The organism is Pseudomonas sp. GW821-FHT09E04, from assembly GCF_059416185.1.
This window is the reverse complement of record NZ_JBWKOR010000007.1, coordinates 50,529-67,050: the sequence shown is the minus strand read 5'-3', so window position 1 is coordinate 67,050 and position 16,522 is coordinate 50,529. Positions and strand designations below refer to the sequence as shown.

Here is a 16,522-nt window from a genome sequence, read left to right as displayed (position 1 = left end):
GGGCCGGTCGATGAATATTTCTCTTCATCAGCGACGAAGCCAGCGCGGCATGGTGTTGTTGGTCAGTCTGGTGTTTCTGTTGCTTCTGACCGTGATCGGTCTTTCTTCGATGCAGAGCGCCAATCTGCAGGAAAAAATGGCCGGTAGCGTTAGCCTGCGCAACCAATCGTTCCAGACCGCCGAGGCGGCGCTGCGCATCGGCGAAAGCGCGGTGCAACTGGACAGCTATGCACTGGCGGTGTGTGCCAATACCACGCAATGCGCGCCGCCGGCGGAGTCGTCGGTGGTCAGCGCGGCGGGGCTCAACTCGACGTCGGGCGTTACCTGGGTCGCTGCGGGCAGCGGCTTCTATGGGGTGCAGAACATCGGTACCACCCTGACGGCGGTGAACGTGCCGAGCAATACCTCGGCGACGCTGTACCGGGTCACGGCTGTCGGCATCGTCGGCAGCTCACGCAGTGTGGTGGAGAGCGTTTATGCGAAGTACTGAGCGACGCTCTGGCGGGTGGTCCGGGTTCATGGGGCTGTTATTGGGCCTGTATCTGGCGGCGCCCGCGTATGCCTTCACCCCGTCCGACTCACCGCTCCTGAGTGCGGCGGCGGTACCGCCGAATGTCATGCTGTTGATCGACGATTCGGGAAGCATGAACAGCATCATTTATGCCGCCGGTTTTGACCCGACGGTGACTCGTACGCCGGCCCGCCAGTGCAACGCGGTGCTGGGTTTGTGCCTGTCTTCGACGGCGATCACCGGTGATCCGGTGTTTCTGTCGAGCCTGCCGACCTCCGGCTGCTCCGGCGGTGCCTATGCGTTCTACAACAACAGCCTGACGCCGCTGTGCCTGAAACTGCCGGACCCGGTGGGCGGCGGAAACACCCGCTATTACGGGGATTACATCGCCTACGTGGTCGGCCTCGCCATCAATAACGGTACGCGTGATTTCACCACCGGGGCCATTCCCAATGACTACCGGATCAACGTCGCACGCAACGTTTCCACGGCGCTGGTGACCAGCAACCGCAATCTGCGCATCGGTCTGTCGACGTTCAACCCGGCCACCAGCAACAACCCGGGCAATGGCGGGTACATCGCCCGTTCCATCAGTGACCTGTCGCCGGTGAGCGGCAGCGTGACCCAGGGCCAGGCCGACACCAACTACAACGCCCTGATTTCGTCGATCAATGGCCTGAGCGCCGTGGCCAACACGCCATTGGCGGAAACCTATTACGAAATCACCCGCTACATGCGGGGCATGGCGCCGTACTACAACAGCACGCCAAACACCTACACCAGCCCGATCCAGTACCGCTGCCAGAAAAACTACGGGGTGGTGATCACCGACGGTCTGCCGACCTACGACCGCACATTCCCCAGCAACGATCCCCTCGGGGGCAGTCGCCTGCCGAACTGGGACGGGGTCAACAATGACGGCAACAACCTCAACGGTGATAACGAGGGCGACACGCTGTACCTGGACGACATCGCCAAGTTTGCCTTCGACATCGACATGCGTTCGACCGGCGTCGATGCGGCCGGCAAGAGCTGGAGTTCGGCAGACTTTCCCAAGCAGAACATGAACACCTACACCGTTGGCTTCACCGCCGATAACGATATGTTGTCGGACGCGGCGGCGTACGGGCAGGGCAGGTATTACCAGGCCACCGACAGCGCCGGCCTCAACACAGCATTGTCGGCAGCATTGAGCGACATCACCTCCAAGGCGGGTTCCGGCGGTAGCGGTGTCACCAGCGGCACCACGCTGGCGAGCGGCAGCAGTTATTTCCAGACCAGTTACGACCCCAGGGACTGGCGCGGCACCATCAAGTCGTTCGGTTTCACTTCGGCCGGGACGGTGAACACCTCGACGGTGCTGTGGACAACCGACACCGCCATCGTTCCCGGTGCTGCGGCACCGACCTACCAATCGTGGAATACCGCGAACAACGCGGCGGTCACCCTTGCCTACGGTAGCTTCTCGGCAACCCAGCAGACTTCGCTCAGCCAGAGCCTGCCCTCCGGCATCAGCGGCAGCGATCTGGTGGAGTGGAGCAAAGGCACCAACAAGACCGGGCTCAAGGTTCGCAGCGTGCTGTTGGGCGACATCATCAACTCGCCGCTGGTGCTGGCCTCGCCCTCGGACAAGACCGCTTCCGACCTGTCGGGTGATAGCACCTACACCAGCTACCTGACCACCAAAGCCGCGAACATGAACGCCAGCCTGGTGGTGAATGGCAACGACGGTTTCGTCAGCGTCATCAACTCGGCCAACGGCACCCGGCGCTATGCCTACATGCCATCGAGCGTGTTGCCGTCATTGCGGCTGATCGCCGACCCGAATTACATCAATGGCGTCAGCCACAAGTTTCTGGTGGACGGGCAGGTCGGTGTCTACGACGTGCAGTTCGGCAGCGCCTGGAAAACCCTGGCCATCGGCGGCACCGGGGCCGGTGGCAAGACGTTCTATGCGCTGCAACTGTTCGACGCATCGGCGGGGAACATTCTCAATGCGCTGTGGGAAGTCAGCGCTCCGGCGACTGCCAACACGGCCAACACTTTCAATGATCTGGGTTATGCCTACACCCGGCCGGAAGTGGCACGCTTGGCCGATGGTCGCTGGGCGGCCTTCATCGCCAACGGTTACGGCAGCAATTCGGGAGTCGCGGCGTTGTATGTGCTGGATGTGCGCGACGGTTCGTTGATCAAGAAAATCGTCATCGACAGCACGGAAACCACCAATGGCTTGTCCTCGGTGAAGCTCAAGGTCAATTCGCAGAATGTGGTGCAGGCTGCGTATGGCGGCGATTTGAAGGGACGCCTGTGGAAGTTCGACCTGAGCGCGACCACCACCGACGGCTGGGGTGTGGCGTTTTCCGGCAAGCCGCTGTTCACGACGGCGGGCGGGGCGACTCAACCGATCACTGCGCAACCGCTGCTGGCGGATAATTCATTGGGCGGCAAACAGATATTCGTCGGCACCGGCAAGTTCAACGAAACCGCCGACAAGACCAACAAGGATCTGCAGGCGTTCTATTCGGTGTGGGATGCCGACGGCGGTTCGGGTCAGCTCACGGTCAGCAGTTTGCAGGCGCAGGCCATCACCGGTGTGTTTTCCGGCAGTTCGGGGCAGTTCGTCACCACCACCCAGAACGACACGACGTATCCGGCGGAGAAGGGCTGGTACCTGCCGCTGGTGTACAACAACGTATTGACGGGGGAACGGGTGATCAATCAGGCCAGCCTGGTACTCGGGCGCATCGTATTCACCACGGCCAGTGTCGATACCACTGACCCGTGCTCCAGTTTCGGCACCGGCAAACTGGTCGAACTCGATGCGTTCAGCGGTAAGATGCTCAACTATGCGGTGCTCGACACCAACGCCGACGGCGTGGTCGACAGCAACGACACGATTTCCAGCGGCGTGGTATTCAGCGGCGGCATTCCCACCCTGAACGCCATCGTCAATGGCGCAACGCGCAAGATCGTGAACGATTCCAGTGGCGGTATCACCACCCTGGTGGAAAAATCCGGCGGCGGCAGTCGTCGTATCATGTGGCGACAAATACAGTAAGCGAGAGTTGAGGCATGCGCAGATCCATCCGAGGATTCACCCTGATCGAAATCATGATCGTGATTGCGATTATCGGGATCATCATCACCATTGCCGCACCGAGCTATACCGAGTACTTGAAAAAGGGCCGTCGCGCCGAGGTGGTATCGCTGCTGTCGGAGCAGGCGCAGACGCTCGAGCGCTTCTACACCAAAAACAACGTTTACACAGGCATCACCGGTCTCAGCGCGGGCAATGATTTCTACACGATCACCCCGACCATCGCTGACCAGACCTTTCTGCTGACCGCGACCCGCAAGGCCGGTACGACCATGGCCGGCGACAAGTGCGGGGACTTCACCCTCACCAACACCGGTGTGCGCAGCATGAACAACGCGACAACCGGGCTGACCTCCAAGGATTGCTGGGGCCGCTGAGCCGCATTTATTCGGGTGCCTTTTGTGCCCACTGTCTTTTTTACGGTTGGATCAAACATGACCAGGCAACAGCAAGTGGTGATTGTCGGTGGCGGGGTGATTGGCCTGCTCACCGCGTACAACCTCGCCTCCGAGGTGCGCAGCGTGGTGCTGCTGGATCGCTCGAATGTCGGCCAGGAATCGTCCTGGGCCGGTGGCGGCATCGTTTCTCCGTTGTATCCGTGGCGTTATAGCCCGGCGGTCACGGCACTGGCGCACTGGTCGCAGGATTTTTATCCACAGCTGGGCGAGCGGCTGTTTGCCGACACCGGCGTTGATCCCGAAGTACACACCACCGGCCTGTACTGGCTGGATCTGGATGATGAAGCCGAAGCGCTGGCCTGGGCCGAGCGGGAAAACCGACCGCTGCGGGCTGTGGATATCTCGGCGGCCCATGATGCGGTGTCGGTACTCGGCGGCGGATTTTCCCGGGCGATCTACATGGCCGACGTGGCCAACGTGCGTAACCCACGGCTGGTGAAGTCATTGAAAGCGGCGTTGCAGGCGCTGCCGAACGTGACGATTCACGAGCAGTGCGAGGTCAGCGGGTTTGTCCGTGAGGGCGAGCAGGTTGTCGGTGTGCAAACGTCGAAGGGCGTGATCTCCGGCGATCAGGTGGTGCTGACGGCGGGGGCGTGGAGCGGCGAATTGCTCAAGACCCTGAATCTTTCGCTGCCGGTGGAGCCGGTCAAAGGCCAGATGATTCTCTACAAATGCGCGGCGGATTTCCTGCCGAGCATGGTGCTGGCCAAGGGGCGTTACGCGATCCCGCGCCGCGACGGGCATATTCTGATCGGCAGCACGCTGGAGCACGAAGGTTTCGACAAGACGCCGACCGACAATGCACTGGAAAGCCTCAAGGCCTCGGCGGTGGAATTGCTGCCAGCGCTGGCAGACGCCGAAGTGGTGGGGCACTGGGCCGGGTTGCGTCCAGGCTCACCGGAAGGGATTCCCTACATTGGCCGGGTGCCGGGGTTTGATGGCCTGTGGCTCAATTGCGGGCATTACCGCAACGGGCTGGTGCTGGCGCCCGCATCCTGTCAGCTGTTTGCCGATGTGATGCTGGGACGGGCGCCGATCATCGATCCAGCGCCGTATGCACCGGAAGGCCGGCTCTGAAGCCAGATCAAAGATCGCAGCCTGTGGGCTGCGATCTTTGAATGACTCAGTCCAGGCCCAGTTTCTTCAATCGATAGCGCATCGAGCGAAACGATAGATTCAGCCGCTGCGCCGCCGCCGTGCGGTTCCAGCGGGTTTCCTCCAGCGCCTGCAGAATCAGTTTGCGCTCGACGTTCTCCAGATAGTCTTCCAGGTTGTCGATCTGCGTGAGATCGGCGATGCCGCCCTCGGCCGCGCAGTTGCCTTCACTCAGGCGCAGGTCGTCGGCTTCGATCATGCGGTTTTCGCACAACGTGTGCGCGCGTTCGAGGACGTTCTCAAGCTCCCGGACATTTCCCGGGAAGCGGTAGTTCTTCAAGGCTTCAAGCGCTTGCGGATGCAGGCGGGTCGAGGGTTGGCCGGTACCATGGGCCAGGCGCTTGAGCATATGGGAGGCCAGCGCTTCGATATCATCACGGCGTTCGCGCAGGGACGGTACGCGCAGTTCGATCACGTTTAGCCGGTAATACAGATCCTGCCGAAAGCGCTCGGCGGCAACTTCCGCGTCCAGGTCCTTGTGGGTGGCGCAGAGAATGCGCACATCGACCACGGTTTCCTGCTGGCCGCCGACGCTGCGCACGGCTTTTTCCTGGATCGCCCGCAGCAATTTGACCTGCATCGACAGCGGCAAGTCCGCCACTTCATCGAGAAACAGCGTGCCGCCATGGGCTGCCTGGAACAGACCCGGTTTGTCCTCCACCGCGCCGGTGAAACTGCCTTTGCGATGGCCGAAGAACTCGCTCTCCATCAACTCTGACGGAATGGCCCCGCAGTTCACCGGCACGAACGGCTGGCTGGCGCGGGGGCCTTGCTCGTGAATCAGGCGGGCGACCAGTTCCTTGCCGCTGCCGGACTCGCCGCTGATGTAGACCGGCGCCTGACTGCGGGCCAGTTTGTCGATCTGTTTGCGTAGATCGCGCATCGGCTGAGAGTCGCCGAGCAGGCGCCGGTCGATCGATGTGCAGACTCCACCGGTCGCGGGCATGCGCAATGCCGTGGCGACCAGTTCACGCAACCGCGTGAGGTCCACCGGTTTGGTCAGGAAGTCGAAAGCCCCGGCCTTCAAGGCGTTGATCGCTGTTTCCAGGCTGCCATAGGCCGTGATCATCGCCACCGGCAATTGCGGATGGCGTTGTTGAATGTGCTGCACCAGCTCCAGCCCGGTGCCGTCGGGCAGACGCATGTCGGTCAGGCACAGGTCAAAGGTATCGCGGTGCAGCAATGCCTGGGCTTCGCCGAGATTGCGTGCGCTGAAAGTGTCGAGTTTCATCCGTCCCAGGGTGATTTCCAGGAGTTCGCGGATATCCGGTTCGTCGTCGACGATGAGGATTTTTTGCCGTGGGCTCGTGTTCAACTTTGTTTCCGTCCGTGAGCAAAGGTGATGCGAAAGCAGCCGCCGCCTTGGCGTGGTTTGAAGTCTAGGCGGGCCTGGTTGCTTTCGCACAGCTCACGGGACAGATAAAGCCCAAGGCCGGTGCCCTGGCTGCTGGTGGTAAAGAAGGGTTCGAACAAGTGGGCCTGCTGATCCAGCGCCACGCCGGGGCCGTTGTCCTGCACTTCGAGCACGGCCAGCTGGCTTTCGGGGTCGATGAACAGCCGCAGCCAGACCTCGGCAGGATCGTGCAGCAGGGCGCTGTGCCGCCAGCCGTTGCGCAACAGATTGTCGAGAATTTGCGTCAGTTGGCCCGGGTCCATCAGGGTGCGGAAATCCCCGGATTCGATGTTCAGATGAATTCGTTGACGCTCGCTGGCCTGTTCCCGGCTTTCCTCGACGAACTGCACAAGCCACGGTTCGAGATCGAGTCGCTGCGGGGCGCTCTGCTGGCGACGGGAGAGTTGCAGGACATTTTCAATGACTCGGTTCATGCGCTGGGAGTGATCCTGGATGATCTGCGTCAGACGCCGATCCGCGCCGTCGAGTTCCTCGGATTCCTGCAACAGCTGCGCGGCATGACTGATGGCGCCCAGCGGATTGCGGATCTCGTGGGCGATGCCGGCGGTCAGGCGCCCGAGTGCGGCGAGCTTCAGTTGCTGAGCTTGCTGGGCGATCTGGGCGAGGTCTTCGAGAAACACCAGGGTCTGGCGGTTCGGGCTCTGTTCCAGGGCGATGAAGCTCGGTTGCAGTTCCAGGCCGTTGGTGGCGATTTTCAGGCTCTGCGGTCGCAGTGTCGGGTTGTTCAGCCACAGGTGCAGACGCTCGACCAGCGCGGTCGAGTAGTCGTCGATCAAATGGCCCTCAAGGGGCGATTGCGCCAGCAGAGTCCGGGCGCTGTGGTTGGCCAGTTGTACCCGGCGTTGCTCGTCGAGGACCAGAATGCCGGTGCGCATGCGTTGCAGGATCAAGGCGTTGAGGGCTTCGAGGCTGACCACTTCGCTGGCCCGTTGTTCGGCCAGGGTCTCGCTGACTTCGAGCCGACGGACCAAGCCTTGCACCAGCAGCGCCCCGGCAAAACACAGGGCGCCGAGGGTGCCTGCTTGCAGGTATTCGTTGGCGCTGAGGGGATGGCTGAAGCTCAGCAGGAAGCTGAGGCCGACAATACCGAGTGCGCCGATGGCTGCAATCAGCACACCGATACGGCGTCGCAACAGGGTATTGCTGATGGCTACCGAGACGATCAGCAGATTGCCGATCGGGCTGGCCACGCCACCGGCGGCATAAAACAGCCCGCACAACAGCAGGATGTCGAGGAGGGCCAGCCCGAACAACTGGGCCGGGCGGCGGATGTTCTCCAGGAACACCACCAGCAGGATATTCAGCACCAGGTACAACCAGCTGCCATTGCGCAGCAGATCGTCGTCGGCCGACGTCAGCAGGCGGTTGTCCATGTTGCTGGAAATCAGCAACACCAGGGTGATGCCGACGCTTAAACGGTAGAGATGATAGAGGCGCAGCAGTCGCTGTGCCTGTTTGCGAGTGGCGTTGGTGGCCTCAGCGATCACTGGAACCGGGGCCTTGCTCGAGGTGAGCCTGGCTGCAATACCACTGTTGTCGAAGGCTCAGCGCACGGTCGCGCGGCAGGTGCACGCCGCAATGGGCGCAACGCACCATGGGCGCGGCATCCTGTTCGCGAGGGGATTGTGTCGGCGCGGCAGGGGCCTTGAATTTGCGCCACAACCAGACGGCGGCGGCGATCAGGGCGATCCAGAACAGTAAACGAAGCATGATGGGCGGCTTTTTGGCTGATGATCCGGCAGTTTAGCCAAGGACCCGGCAGGCGCACAGCTCAATAAAACGCGGCAATAAAAAAGGGAGATCCGAAGATCTCCCTTTTTGGCATCACCGAAGTGATCAGTCGAACAGACCGAAGGTCATGTAGCTGAAAATGGAGCGGTCGCTGTTGCTGGACTCCGGTTCCGGCGCTTCGATCACGTCGCCGTTTTCGTCTTTAGGCTTGAGCTCGTTCGGGATCGCGTCTTTCGCGTCCTGGAACTGCTTCTGCACGTCCTGGTTGGCGCGGGTTTCTCCCGGCGGCAGCGGTGGACGGGATTCGATCAGGCCCAAAGTTGCCTTGCTCAGGAACGAACGGTTGTCGGCTTCCGCGACCGACGGTACGAACTGACCGTCTTTCAGGCTCGGGTGGTTCGGGTAGTTGAGCTTCAGGGTTTCCAGGCTCGAGGCTGCCAGTTCGTCCAGGTGCAGACGCTGGTAGGCTTCGGTCATCACCGCCAGGCCGTCACCGACCGATGGGGTTTCCTGGAAGTTTTCCACGACGTAACGGCCACGGTTGGCGGCAGCGACGTAGGCCTGACGGGTCAGGTAGTAGTCGGCCACGTGGATTTCGTAAGCCGCCAGCAGGTTGCGCAGGTAGATCATGCGCTGCTTGGCGTCCGGCGCGTAGCGGCTGTTCGGGTAGCGGCTGGTCAGCTGGGCGAACTCGTTGTAGGAGTCGCGGGCAGCGCCCGGGTCACGCTTGGTCATGTCCAGCGGCAGGAAGCGCGCCAGCAGGCCGACGTCCTGGTCGAACGAGGTCAGGCCCTTGAGGTAATAGGCGTAATCGACGTTCGGGTGCTGTGGGTGCAGACGAATGAAGCGCTCGGCGGCGGACTTTGCAGCTTCCGGCTCCGAGTTCTTGTAGTTGGCGTAGATCAGTTCCAGCTGCGCCTGATCCGCGTAGCGACCGAACGGATAGCGCGACTCCAGAGCCTTCAGCTTGGCTGTGGCGCTGGTATAGCTGTTGTTGTCCAGGTCCTGTTGAGCCTGCTGGTACAGCTCGGCTTCACTCAGGTTTTCGTCTACGACTTCCTTCGATGAGCAAGCAGCGGTCAATGCGAGGATGGCGATCAGCAGCAGGTGTTTCACTTGCATGGCGGCTTGCGTCCCTATGACGGCCGCTGTCTTGGGCGGGGCCGTCCTGTTATGATGAGCGCCCCGTTGAAAAGCCCCGGGGCAAAAGACGCCGTATTTAACCACAAGCGCGCAGCCGAAACCAAAGGCTGTAGCCGACGCCCAGTCCGAGCATGTCCGATAAAATTGAACTTCGCGCAGAGGTGCCGTCCGAATTGGGCGGCCAACGCCTCGATCAAGTCGCCGCCCAACTCTTCGCAGAGCACTCACGCTCGCGCCTTTCCGCCTGGATCAAAGAAGGTCGCCTGACTGTGGACGGGGCGGTCATCCGCCCGCGCGACATCGTTCATGGCGGTGCCATTCTTGAGCTGACCGCCGAGCAGGAGGCCCAGGGTGAATGGGTCGCTCAGGACATCGAGCTCGACATCGTCTATGAAGACGACGACATCCTGGTGATCAACAAGCCTGCGGGCCTGGTGGTGCACCCGGCTGCCGGCCACGCCGATGGCACCTTGCTCAACGCCTTGCTGCACCACGTGCCGGACATTATCAATGTCCCGCGCGCCGGTATCGTGCATCGCCTGGACAAGGACACCACCGGTCTGATGGTGGTGGCCAAGACCATTCAGGCGCAGACCAAACTGGTCGCCCAGCTGCAAAGCCGCAGCGTCAGCCGGATCTACGAGTGCATCGTGATCGGCGTGGTGACGGCCGGTGGCAAGATCAACGCCCCGATCGGTCGCCATGGCCAGCAGCGCCAGCGCATGGCGGTGATGGAAGGTGGCAAGCCTGCCGTCAGCCACTATCGCGTGCTGGAGCGTTTCCGTTCGCACACCCACGTACGGGTGAAGCTGGAAACCGGTCGTACCCACCAGATCCGCGTGCACATGGCACACATCAACTTCCCGTTGGTCGGCGACCCGGCGTACGGCGGTCGTTTCCGCATTCCGCCGGCGGCGAACCCGACCATGGTCGAATCGCTCAAGCACTTCCCGCGTCAGGCGCTGCATGCACGGTTCCTGGAGCTGGATCATCCGACCACCGGTGTGCGCATGAGCTGGGAATCGCCGTTGCCGGAAGACTTCGTCTGGCTGCTGACGCTGCTCAAGCAGGATCGCGAGGCATTCGTCGGATGAACTGGCTGACGCCGGACTGGCCCGCGCCGGCCAGCGTCAAGGCCTGTGTCACCACCCGCGAGGGCGGCGTCAGCGAGGCGCCGTTCGACAGCCTCAATCTGGGCGATCATGTCGATGACCGCCCTGAGGCCGTCGCCGAAAACCGTCGGCGTCTGACCGAACACTTCTCTATAAAGCCTGCCTGGCTGCAGCAAGTGCACGGGATTGCCGTGGCACATGCCGATCCGTCCGTGGTGGCCACGGCGGATGCCAGCTGGACTGCAACACCCGGTATTGCTTGTTCAGCGATGACCGCCGATTGCCTGCCAGCGTTGTTTTGCGACCGTGCCGGTACTCGTGTGGCAGCGGCTCATGCCGGTTGGCGTGGACTGGCGGCCGGCGTGCTGGAAGCCACCCTCGACAGTCTGGCCGTCGATCCGAAAGACATTCTGGTCTGGCTCGGCCCGGCCATCGGCCCGCAGGCCTTTGAAGTCGGCCCGGAAGTCCGGGAAGTCTTCATCAATCAATTGCCCGAAGCCGCGACAACCTTTGTCCCGAGCCACAATGCCGGCAAGTTCATGGCCGACATCTATAAGCTGGCGCGACTGCGTCTGGCGGTCCGGGGTGTCACCGCTGTTTATGGCGGCGGTTTCTGTACCGTGACCGATCCGCGCTTCTTTTCCTACCGCCGTGCGCCACGCACCGGTCGCTTCGCCTCCTTGGTTTGGCTCACCCGCTAAACTGTCTGATCTGCATCAACTGTCCCACGCTTGAATCTTCCAGAATCGACCGCATCTATAGCGGTATCTGGCAGGTTTCTTTATTCAGGATGGTTTTTTAGGTCCGGCCTGCTCAAAAGGAAGGTGACCCATGCGTATAGACCGTTTAACCAGCAAATTACAGTTGGCGTTGTCCGATGCCCAATCCCTGGCTGTCGGCCACGATCATCCGGCCATCGAGCCGGCGCATTTGATGCAAGCCATGCTTGAACAGCAGGGTGGTTCGATCAAACCCCTGTTGATGCAGGTGGGCTTCGACGTCAACAGCCTGCGCAAAGAGCTGACCAAAGAGCTCGATCAATTACCGAAAATCCAGAACCCGACCGGCGATGTGAACATGTCGCAGGATCTGGCGCGTCTGCTCAACCAGGCCGACCGTCTGGCCCAGCAGAAGGGCGACCAGTTCATTTCCAGCGAGCTGGTGCTGCTCGCCGCGATGGACGAGAACAGCAAGCTCGGCAAGTTGCTGCTCGGCCAGGGCGTGAGCAAAAAGGCGCTGGAAAACGCCATCAACAACCTGCGCGGTGGCGAGGCAGTCAATGACGCCAACCACGAAGAGTCGCGTCAGGCGCTGGATAAGTACACCGTCGACCTGACCAAGCGCGCCGAAGACGGCAAGCTCGATCCGGTGATCGGCCGTGACGACGAAATTCGTCGCACCATTCAGGTTCTGCAACGTCGCACCAAGAACAACCCGGTGCTGATCGGCGAGCCGGGCGTGGGTAAAACCGCGATTGCCGAAGGTCTGGCCCAGCGCATCATCAACGGCGAAGTGCCGGATGGCCTCAAGGGCAAGCGTCTGCTGTCTCTCGATATGGGTGCGCTGATTGCCGGTGCCAAGTATCGCGGTGAGTTCGAAGAGCGCCTGAAATCCCTGCTCAACGAGCTGTCGAAGCAGGAAGGGCAGATCATTCTGTTCATCGACGAACTGCACACCATGGTCGGCGCCGGTAAAGGCGAAGGCTCGATGGATGCCGGCAACATGCTCAAACCGGCTTTGGCCCGTGGCGAGCTGCATTGCGTCGGCGCGACCACGCTCAACGAGTACCGCCAATATATAGAGAAGGACGCAGCCCTCGAGCGGCGCTTCCAGAAAGTGCTGGTGGACGAGCCGAGTGAAGAAGACACCATCGCGATCCTGCGTGGCCTCAAGGAGCGTTACGAGGTCCACCACAGGGTCGCGATCACCGACGGTGCGATCATCGCGGCGGCCAAGCTCAGCCATCGTTACATCACTGACCGGCAGTTGCCGGACAAGGCGATCGACCTGATCGACGAAGCGGCCAGCCGCATCCGTATGGAGATCGACTCCAAGCCGGAAGTGCTGGATCGTCTGGAGCGTCGCCTGATTCAGTTGAAGGTGGAATCCCAGGCACTGAAGAAAGAAAGTGACGAGGCAGCGATGAAGCGCCTGGAAAAACTCCAGGAAGAAATCGTCCGCCACGAGCGTGAGTATTCGGACCTGGAAGAAATCTGGAACTCGGAAAAAGCTGAGGTGCAGGGTTCTGCACAGATTCAGCAGAAGATCGAACAGTCCCGTCAGGAGCTGGAAGCCGCGCGCCGCAAAGGCGACCTGAACCGCATGGCCGAGTTGCAGTACGGGGTGATCCCGGATCTGGAGCGCAGCCTGCAAATGGTCGACCAGCACGGCAAGAGCGAGAACCAGTTGCTGCGCAGCAAGGTGACCGAAGAGGAAATCGCCGAAGTCGTCTCGAAGTGGACCGGTATCCCCGTGTCGAAAATGCTCGAAGGCGAGCGCGACAAGCTGATGAAGATGGAAAGCCTGTTGCACCAGCGTGTGATCGGCCAGGACGAAGCAGTGGTCGCAGTGGCCAATGCGGTGCGGCGCTCCCGTGCCGGGTTGTCCGACCCGAATCGTCCGAGCGGCTCGTTCATGTTCCTCGGCCCGACCGGTGTCGGTAAAACCGAGCTGTGCAAGGCGCTGGCCGAATTCCTCTTTGATACTGAAGAGGCGATGGTGCGGATCGACATGTCCGAGTTCATGGAGAAACATTCCGTGGCGCGGCTGATCGGTGCGCCACCAGGCTACGTGGGTTATGAAGAGGGCGGTTACCTGACCGAAGCGGTACGGCGCAAGCCTTACTCGGTGATCCTGCTGGACGAAGTCGAGAAGGCCCACCCGGACGTGTTCAACATCCTGCTGCAAGTGCTGGAGGATGGTCGTCTGACCGACAGCCACGGCCGTACGGTGGATTTCCGCAATACCGTGATTGTCATGACCTCCAACCTGGGTTCGATGCAGATTCAGGAACTGGTCGGTGACCGTGAGGCGCAACGTGCAGCGGTGATGGATGCGATTTCCACCCACTTCCGTCCGGAGTTCATCAACCGGGTCGACGAAGTGGTGATCTTCGAGCCATTGGCGCGGGATCAGATCGCGGGCATTACCGAGATCCAGCTGGGTCGTCTGCGCAGTCGTCTGGCCGAGCGCGAGCTGAAGCTGGAACTGAGCCCGGAGGCGATGGACAAGCTGATTGCCGTCGGCTACGACCCGGTCTATGGCGCACGGCCGCTGAAACGGGCGATCCAGCGCTGGATCGAGAACCCGCTGGCGCAGTTGATCCTGTCGGGACGCTTCCTGCCGGGCGAGACCGCGACCGGTGTCGTGGAGAACGACGAGATCACGTTCAACTGACACCTGAAGGTGGTGAAGTAAGGAAGGCCTCGCACTGCGAGGCCTTTTTTTTCGTTAGGCTGTTGAACTCAAAGGAAAAGGCTTGTAAAGTGCGCCCCGCAGTCAGTCACCAACACGGTTTCAGCTCACTGGGCAGAAATCTGAAATAAGTTGCAAATCATTAACTTGAAAGCAATTTAGGGGGTTGACAGAGGTGTTCTAGGTTGTAGAATAGCGCGCCTCAGACACACGAACGCAGCGATGCGAAAACGGTGTCGAGAAGCTGCAAGTTTCACCGTAGTAAATTGAAATATGTAGTTCCGTGATAGCTCAGTCGGTAGAGCAAATGACTGTTAATCATTGGGTCCCAGGTTCGAGTCCTGGTCACGGAGCCAATTTCAAGCCGGGGTATAGCGCAGTCCGGTAGCGCGCCTGCTTTGGGAGCAGGATGTCAGGAGTTCGAATCCCCTTACCCCGACCATTTTTGGGTCGTTAGCTCAGTTGGTAGAGCAGTTGGCTTTTAACCAATTGGTCGTAGGTTCGAATCCCACACGACCCACCATTTTTGAAACCAGTTAACGCTGGGATCGAATCTTAAGATCAGAGGCCAAAAGCGCTGATCGAAGAAGGCGATCTTTGAAAGGTCGCCTTTTTTTTACCGGGGTATAGCGCAGTCCGGTAGCGCGCCTGCTTTGGGAGCAGGATGTCAGGAGTTCGAATCCCCTTACCCCGACCATATTAAAAATCCTCGTATCGAAAGATACGGGGATTTTTTTTGCCCTCCAGAAATGTTTCATTCAAGTCATCGTACAACTTGCCGATAGCCCGCTAACGAAAAGGGGCTGCCGTCGATCGCCCCTTGAATCCGGCCAATACAAGAAAAAGGGCGTTCGTCATGTTGCTTCGTCAGTTGAATATTGCTCCCCGTGCCGCCCTGGGCTTTGCCCTGATCGCTGTGCTGGTGGCGTTGCTCGGCGTGTTTGCCCTGGGGCAGATGTCGAGCATCCGCGAGAGCGAAGTCGCCGTGGAGAATCAGTGGCTGCCGAGCATCCGCGGTGGTGACGAGATCCGCGAAATCATGCTGCGCATCCGCACCATCTCCCTGCGCATGGCCCTGGATCAGGACCCGAACAACGTCGCCACCTACCGCAGCCAGATGGACACCCGCGACAAGGAGTTGAGCGAGAAAATCGCCGCGTACGACCGACTGGTCACCACCCCGGAAGGCCAGCAGTTATACGATCAGTTCAAGAAAACCTTCGCGGCCTACCGCGCCGGCATCACTCAATCGTTCGCGCTGGCCGAGCAAGGCAAGCGTGACGAGCTGACCAAACTGCTGCTGGTCGACATGAAAACCGTGGTCGACGGCTCCGGCAAGCAACTCAACGACTTGGCGGATCTGTTCGCCAAACAGGTCGCCGCAGAAAGCCGTAACTCCGCCGCGCACTACGAAACCTCACGCACCATCGTCAGCCTGTTCATCGCACTGGCGGCATTGGCGACCGTGGCCCTGGCGATGCTGCTGACGCGCAGCATCGTTCGCCCCCTGAGCGCCGCTGTGGATGCTGCGGAAAACGTCGCAAGAGGCGATCTGACGCGTCCGATCGAGACCGATGGCAATGATGAGGTCAGCCGTTTGCTCAAGGCGCTGGCGACCATGCAACAAAACCTGCGTGAAACCCTGCAAGGCATCAACGGTTCGGCCACGCAACTGGCGACCGCGGCCGACGAACTCAACGTCGTCACGCTCGACAGCACCCAAGGCCTGCAACAACAGAACAACGAAATCGAACAGGCCGCCACCGCCGTCAACGAAATGACCACGGCGGTCGAGGAAGTCGCACGCAATGCAGTGTCGACCTCCGACGCGACGCGCCAGTCCAGCGAATCGGCGCATCTGGGGCAAGAGCGGGTCAGTGAAACCGCCAGCGCCATCAACGCGCTGGCCAGTGAGGTGCAACACACCGGCGAGTTGGTGCAATCACTGGCCAATCAATCTCAAGACATCGGCAAGGTGCTGGACGTGATCCGGGCGATCGCCGAGCAGACCAACCTGCTGGCGCTCAACGCCGCCATCGAAGCTGCGCGGGCCGGGGAGAGCGGACGCGGGTTCGCGGTGGTTGCTGACGAGGTCCGCGCGCTGGCCTATCGCACGCAACAATCGACCCAGGAAATCGAGCAGATGGTGCAAGGCATGCGCAACGGTTCAAGCCTGGCGCTGGAGTCGATGCAGGCCAGCGCCTCGCGTGCGTCCACCACGCTGGTGCTGGCCGAGCGGGCCGGTGAGGCGCTGCAAACCATCACCGCGTCGGTGCATGAGATCCACGAACGCAACCTGGTGATCGCCAGCGCCGCCGAAGAGCAGGCGCAAGTCGCGCGGGAAGTGGATCGCAACCTGGTGAACATCCGTGACTTGTCGGTGCGTTCGGCGGCCGGCGCCGATCAAACCAGCGCTTCCAGTCATGAGCTATCGAAACTGGCCAATGCATTGCAGGGCATGGTGCGGCGCTTCCAGCTGTAATCCCG

General features: G+C 60.9%; 12 protein-coding genes and 4 tRNA genes. 12 read left to right on the top strand and 4 right to left on the bottom strand.

Features of this window, described 5'->3' with window-relative positions; translation table 11 throughout:
• The first annotated feature begins 10 nt into the window (after positions 1–10).
• The 4 genes from AC07N4_RS24260 to thiO are packed head-to-tail and all read left to right on the top strand — an operon-like array spanning position 11 to position 5,143.
• Positions 11–490, top strand: coding sequence for a pilus assembly PilX family protein (locus AC07N4_RS24260; protein WP_096820872.1), 480 nt, complete (start codon positions 11–13; stop codon positions 488–490).
• On the top strand, positions 477–3,569 hold the full coding sequence (locus tag AC07N4_RS24255) for a pilus assembly protein (protein WP_493066482.1): 3,093 nt from the start codon (positions 477–479) through the stop codon (positions 3,567–3,569). The genes AC07N4_RS24260 and AC07N4_RS24255 overlap by 14 nt, the downstream gene beginning before the upstream one ends.
• Positions 3,570–3,583: 14 nt before the next feature.
• A complete protein-coding gene (locus tag AC07N4_RS24250; RefSeq protein ID WP_096820874.1) occupies positions 3,584–3,985 on the top strand; it encodes a type IV pilin protein in 402 nt (133 codons plus the stop codon).
• A 57-nt stretch (positions 3,986–4,042) separates the two neighbouring features.
• The gene (gene thiO, locus AC07N4_RS24245) at positions 4,043–5,143 is read left to right on the top strand and encodes a glycine oxidase ThiO (RefSeq protein WP_493066483.1); all 1,101 of its coding nucleotides are present in this window, start codon (positions 4,043–4,045) and stop codon (positions 5,141–5,143) included.
• Between the two features lie 46 nt (positions 5,144–5,189).
• Here the strand turns inward: thiO and AC07N4_RS24240 are convergent, their stop codons facing one another.
• The 4 genes from AC07N4_RS24240 to AC07N4_RS24225 all read right to left on the bottom strand — a co-directional run bounded on the left by AC07N4_RS24240 (position 5,190) and on the right by AC07N4_RS24225 (position 9,488).
• Positions 5,190–6,536 carry a sigma-54-dependent transcriptional regulator gene (locus tag AC07N4_RS24240; RefSeq protein ID WP_273539497.1) on the bottom strand — a complete coding sequence of 449 codons (1,347 nt, stop codon included), beginning with the start codon at positions 6,534–6,536 and terminating at the stop codon, positions 5,190–5,192.
• Positions 6,533–8,122: a sensor histidine kinase gene (locus AC07N4_RS24235; protein WP_102621093.1), complete on the bottom strand. Its 1,590-nt coding sequence runs from the start codon at positions 8,120–8,122 to the stop codon at positions 6,533–6,535. Before AC07N4_RS24235 ends, AC07N4_RS24240 begins: the two co-directional genes overlap by 4 nt.
• Positions 8,112–8,345 (bottom strand): PP0621 family protein, encoded by a 234-nt coding sequence (locus tag AC07N4_RS24230; protein WP_096820878.1) that lies wholly within the window; start codon positions 8,343–8,345, stop codon positions 8,112–8,114. Before AC07N4_RS24230 ends, AC07N4_RS24235 begins: the two co-directional genes overlap by 11 nt.
• Positions 8,346–8,471: 126 nt before the next feature.
• Positions 8,472–9,488, bottom strand: a complete 1,017-nt coding sequence (locus AC07N4_RS24225; RefSeq protein WP_096820879.1) for an outer membrane protein assembly factor BamD — start codon at positions 9,486–9,488, stop codon at positions 8,472–8,474.
• Between the two features lie 152 nt (positions 9,489–9,640).
• Between AC07N4_RS24225 and rluD the strand changes: the two genes are divergently transcribed.
• The 8 genes from rluD to AC07N4_RS24185 all read left to right on the top strand — a co-directional run bounded on the left by rluD (position 9,641) and on the right by AC07N4_RS24185 (position 16,517).
• On the top strand, positions 9,641–10,603 hold the full coding sequence (gene rluD / locus AC07N4_RS24220; protein ID WP_096820880.1) for a 23S rRNA pseudouridine(1911/1915/1917) synthase RluD: 963 nt from the start codon (positions 9,641–9,643) through the stop codon (positions 10,601–10,603).
• Positions 10,600–11,322 (top strand): peptidoglycan editing factor PgeF, encoded by a 723-nt coding sequence (gene pgeF, locus AC07N4_RS24215; protein ID WP_493066484.1) that lies wholly within the window; start codon positions 10,600–10,602, stop codon positions 11,320–11,322. The genes rluD and pgeF overlap by 4 nt, the downstream gene beginning before the upstream one ends.
• Before the next feature lie 130 nt (positions 11,323–11,452).
• Positions 11,453–14,017, top strand: coding sequence for an ATP-dependent chaperone ClpB (clpB, locus tag AC07N4_RS24210; protein ID WP_493066485.1), 2,565 nt, complete (start codon positions 11,453–11,455; stop codon positions 14,015–14,017).
• A gap of 298 nt (positions 14,018–14,315) precedes the next feature.
• Positions 14,316–14,391: transfer RNA gene (locus tag AC07N4_RS24205), tRNA-Asn, on the top strand.
• A 9-nt stretch (positions 14,392–14,400) separates the two neighbouring features.
• Positions 14,401–14,477: transfer RNA gene (locus AC07N4_RS24200), tRNA-Pro, on the top strand.
• A gap of 5 nt (positions 14,478–14,482) precedes the next feature.
• Positions 14,483–14,558 (top strand) — tRNA-Lys (locus AC07N4_RS24195).
• Positions 14,559–14,655: 97 nt separating this feature from the next.
• Positions 14,656–14,732 (top strand) — tRNA-Pro (locus AC07N4_RS24190).
• Positions 14,733–14,891: 159 nt separating this feature from the next.
• Positions 14,892–16,517, top strand: coding sequence for a methyl-accepting chemotaxis protein (locus tag AC07N4_RS24185; protein WP_102621092.1), 1,626 nt, complete (start codon positions 14,892–14,894; stop codon positions 16,515–16,517).
• Positions 16,518–16,522: the final 5 nt, after the last annotated feature.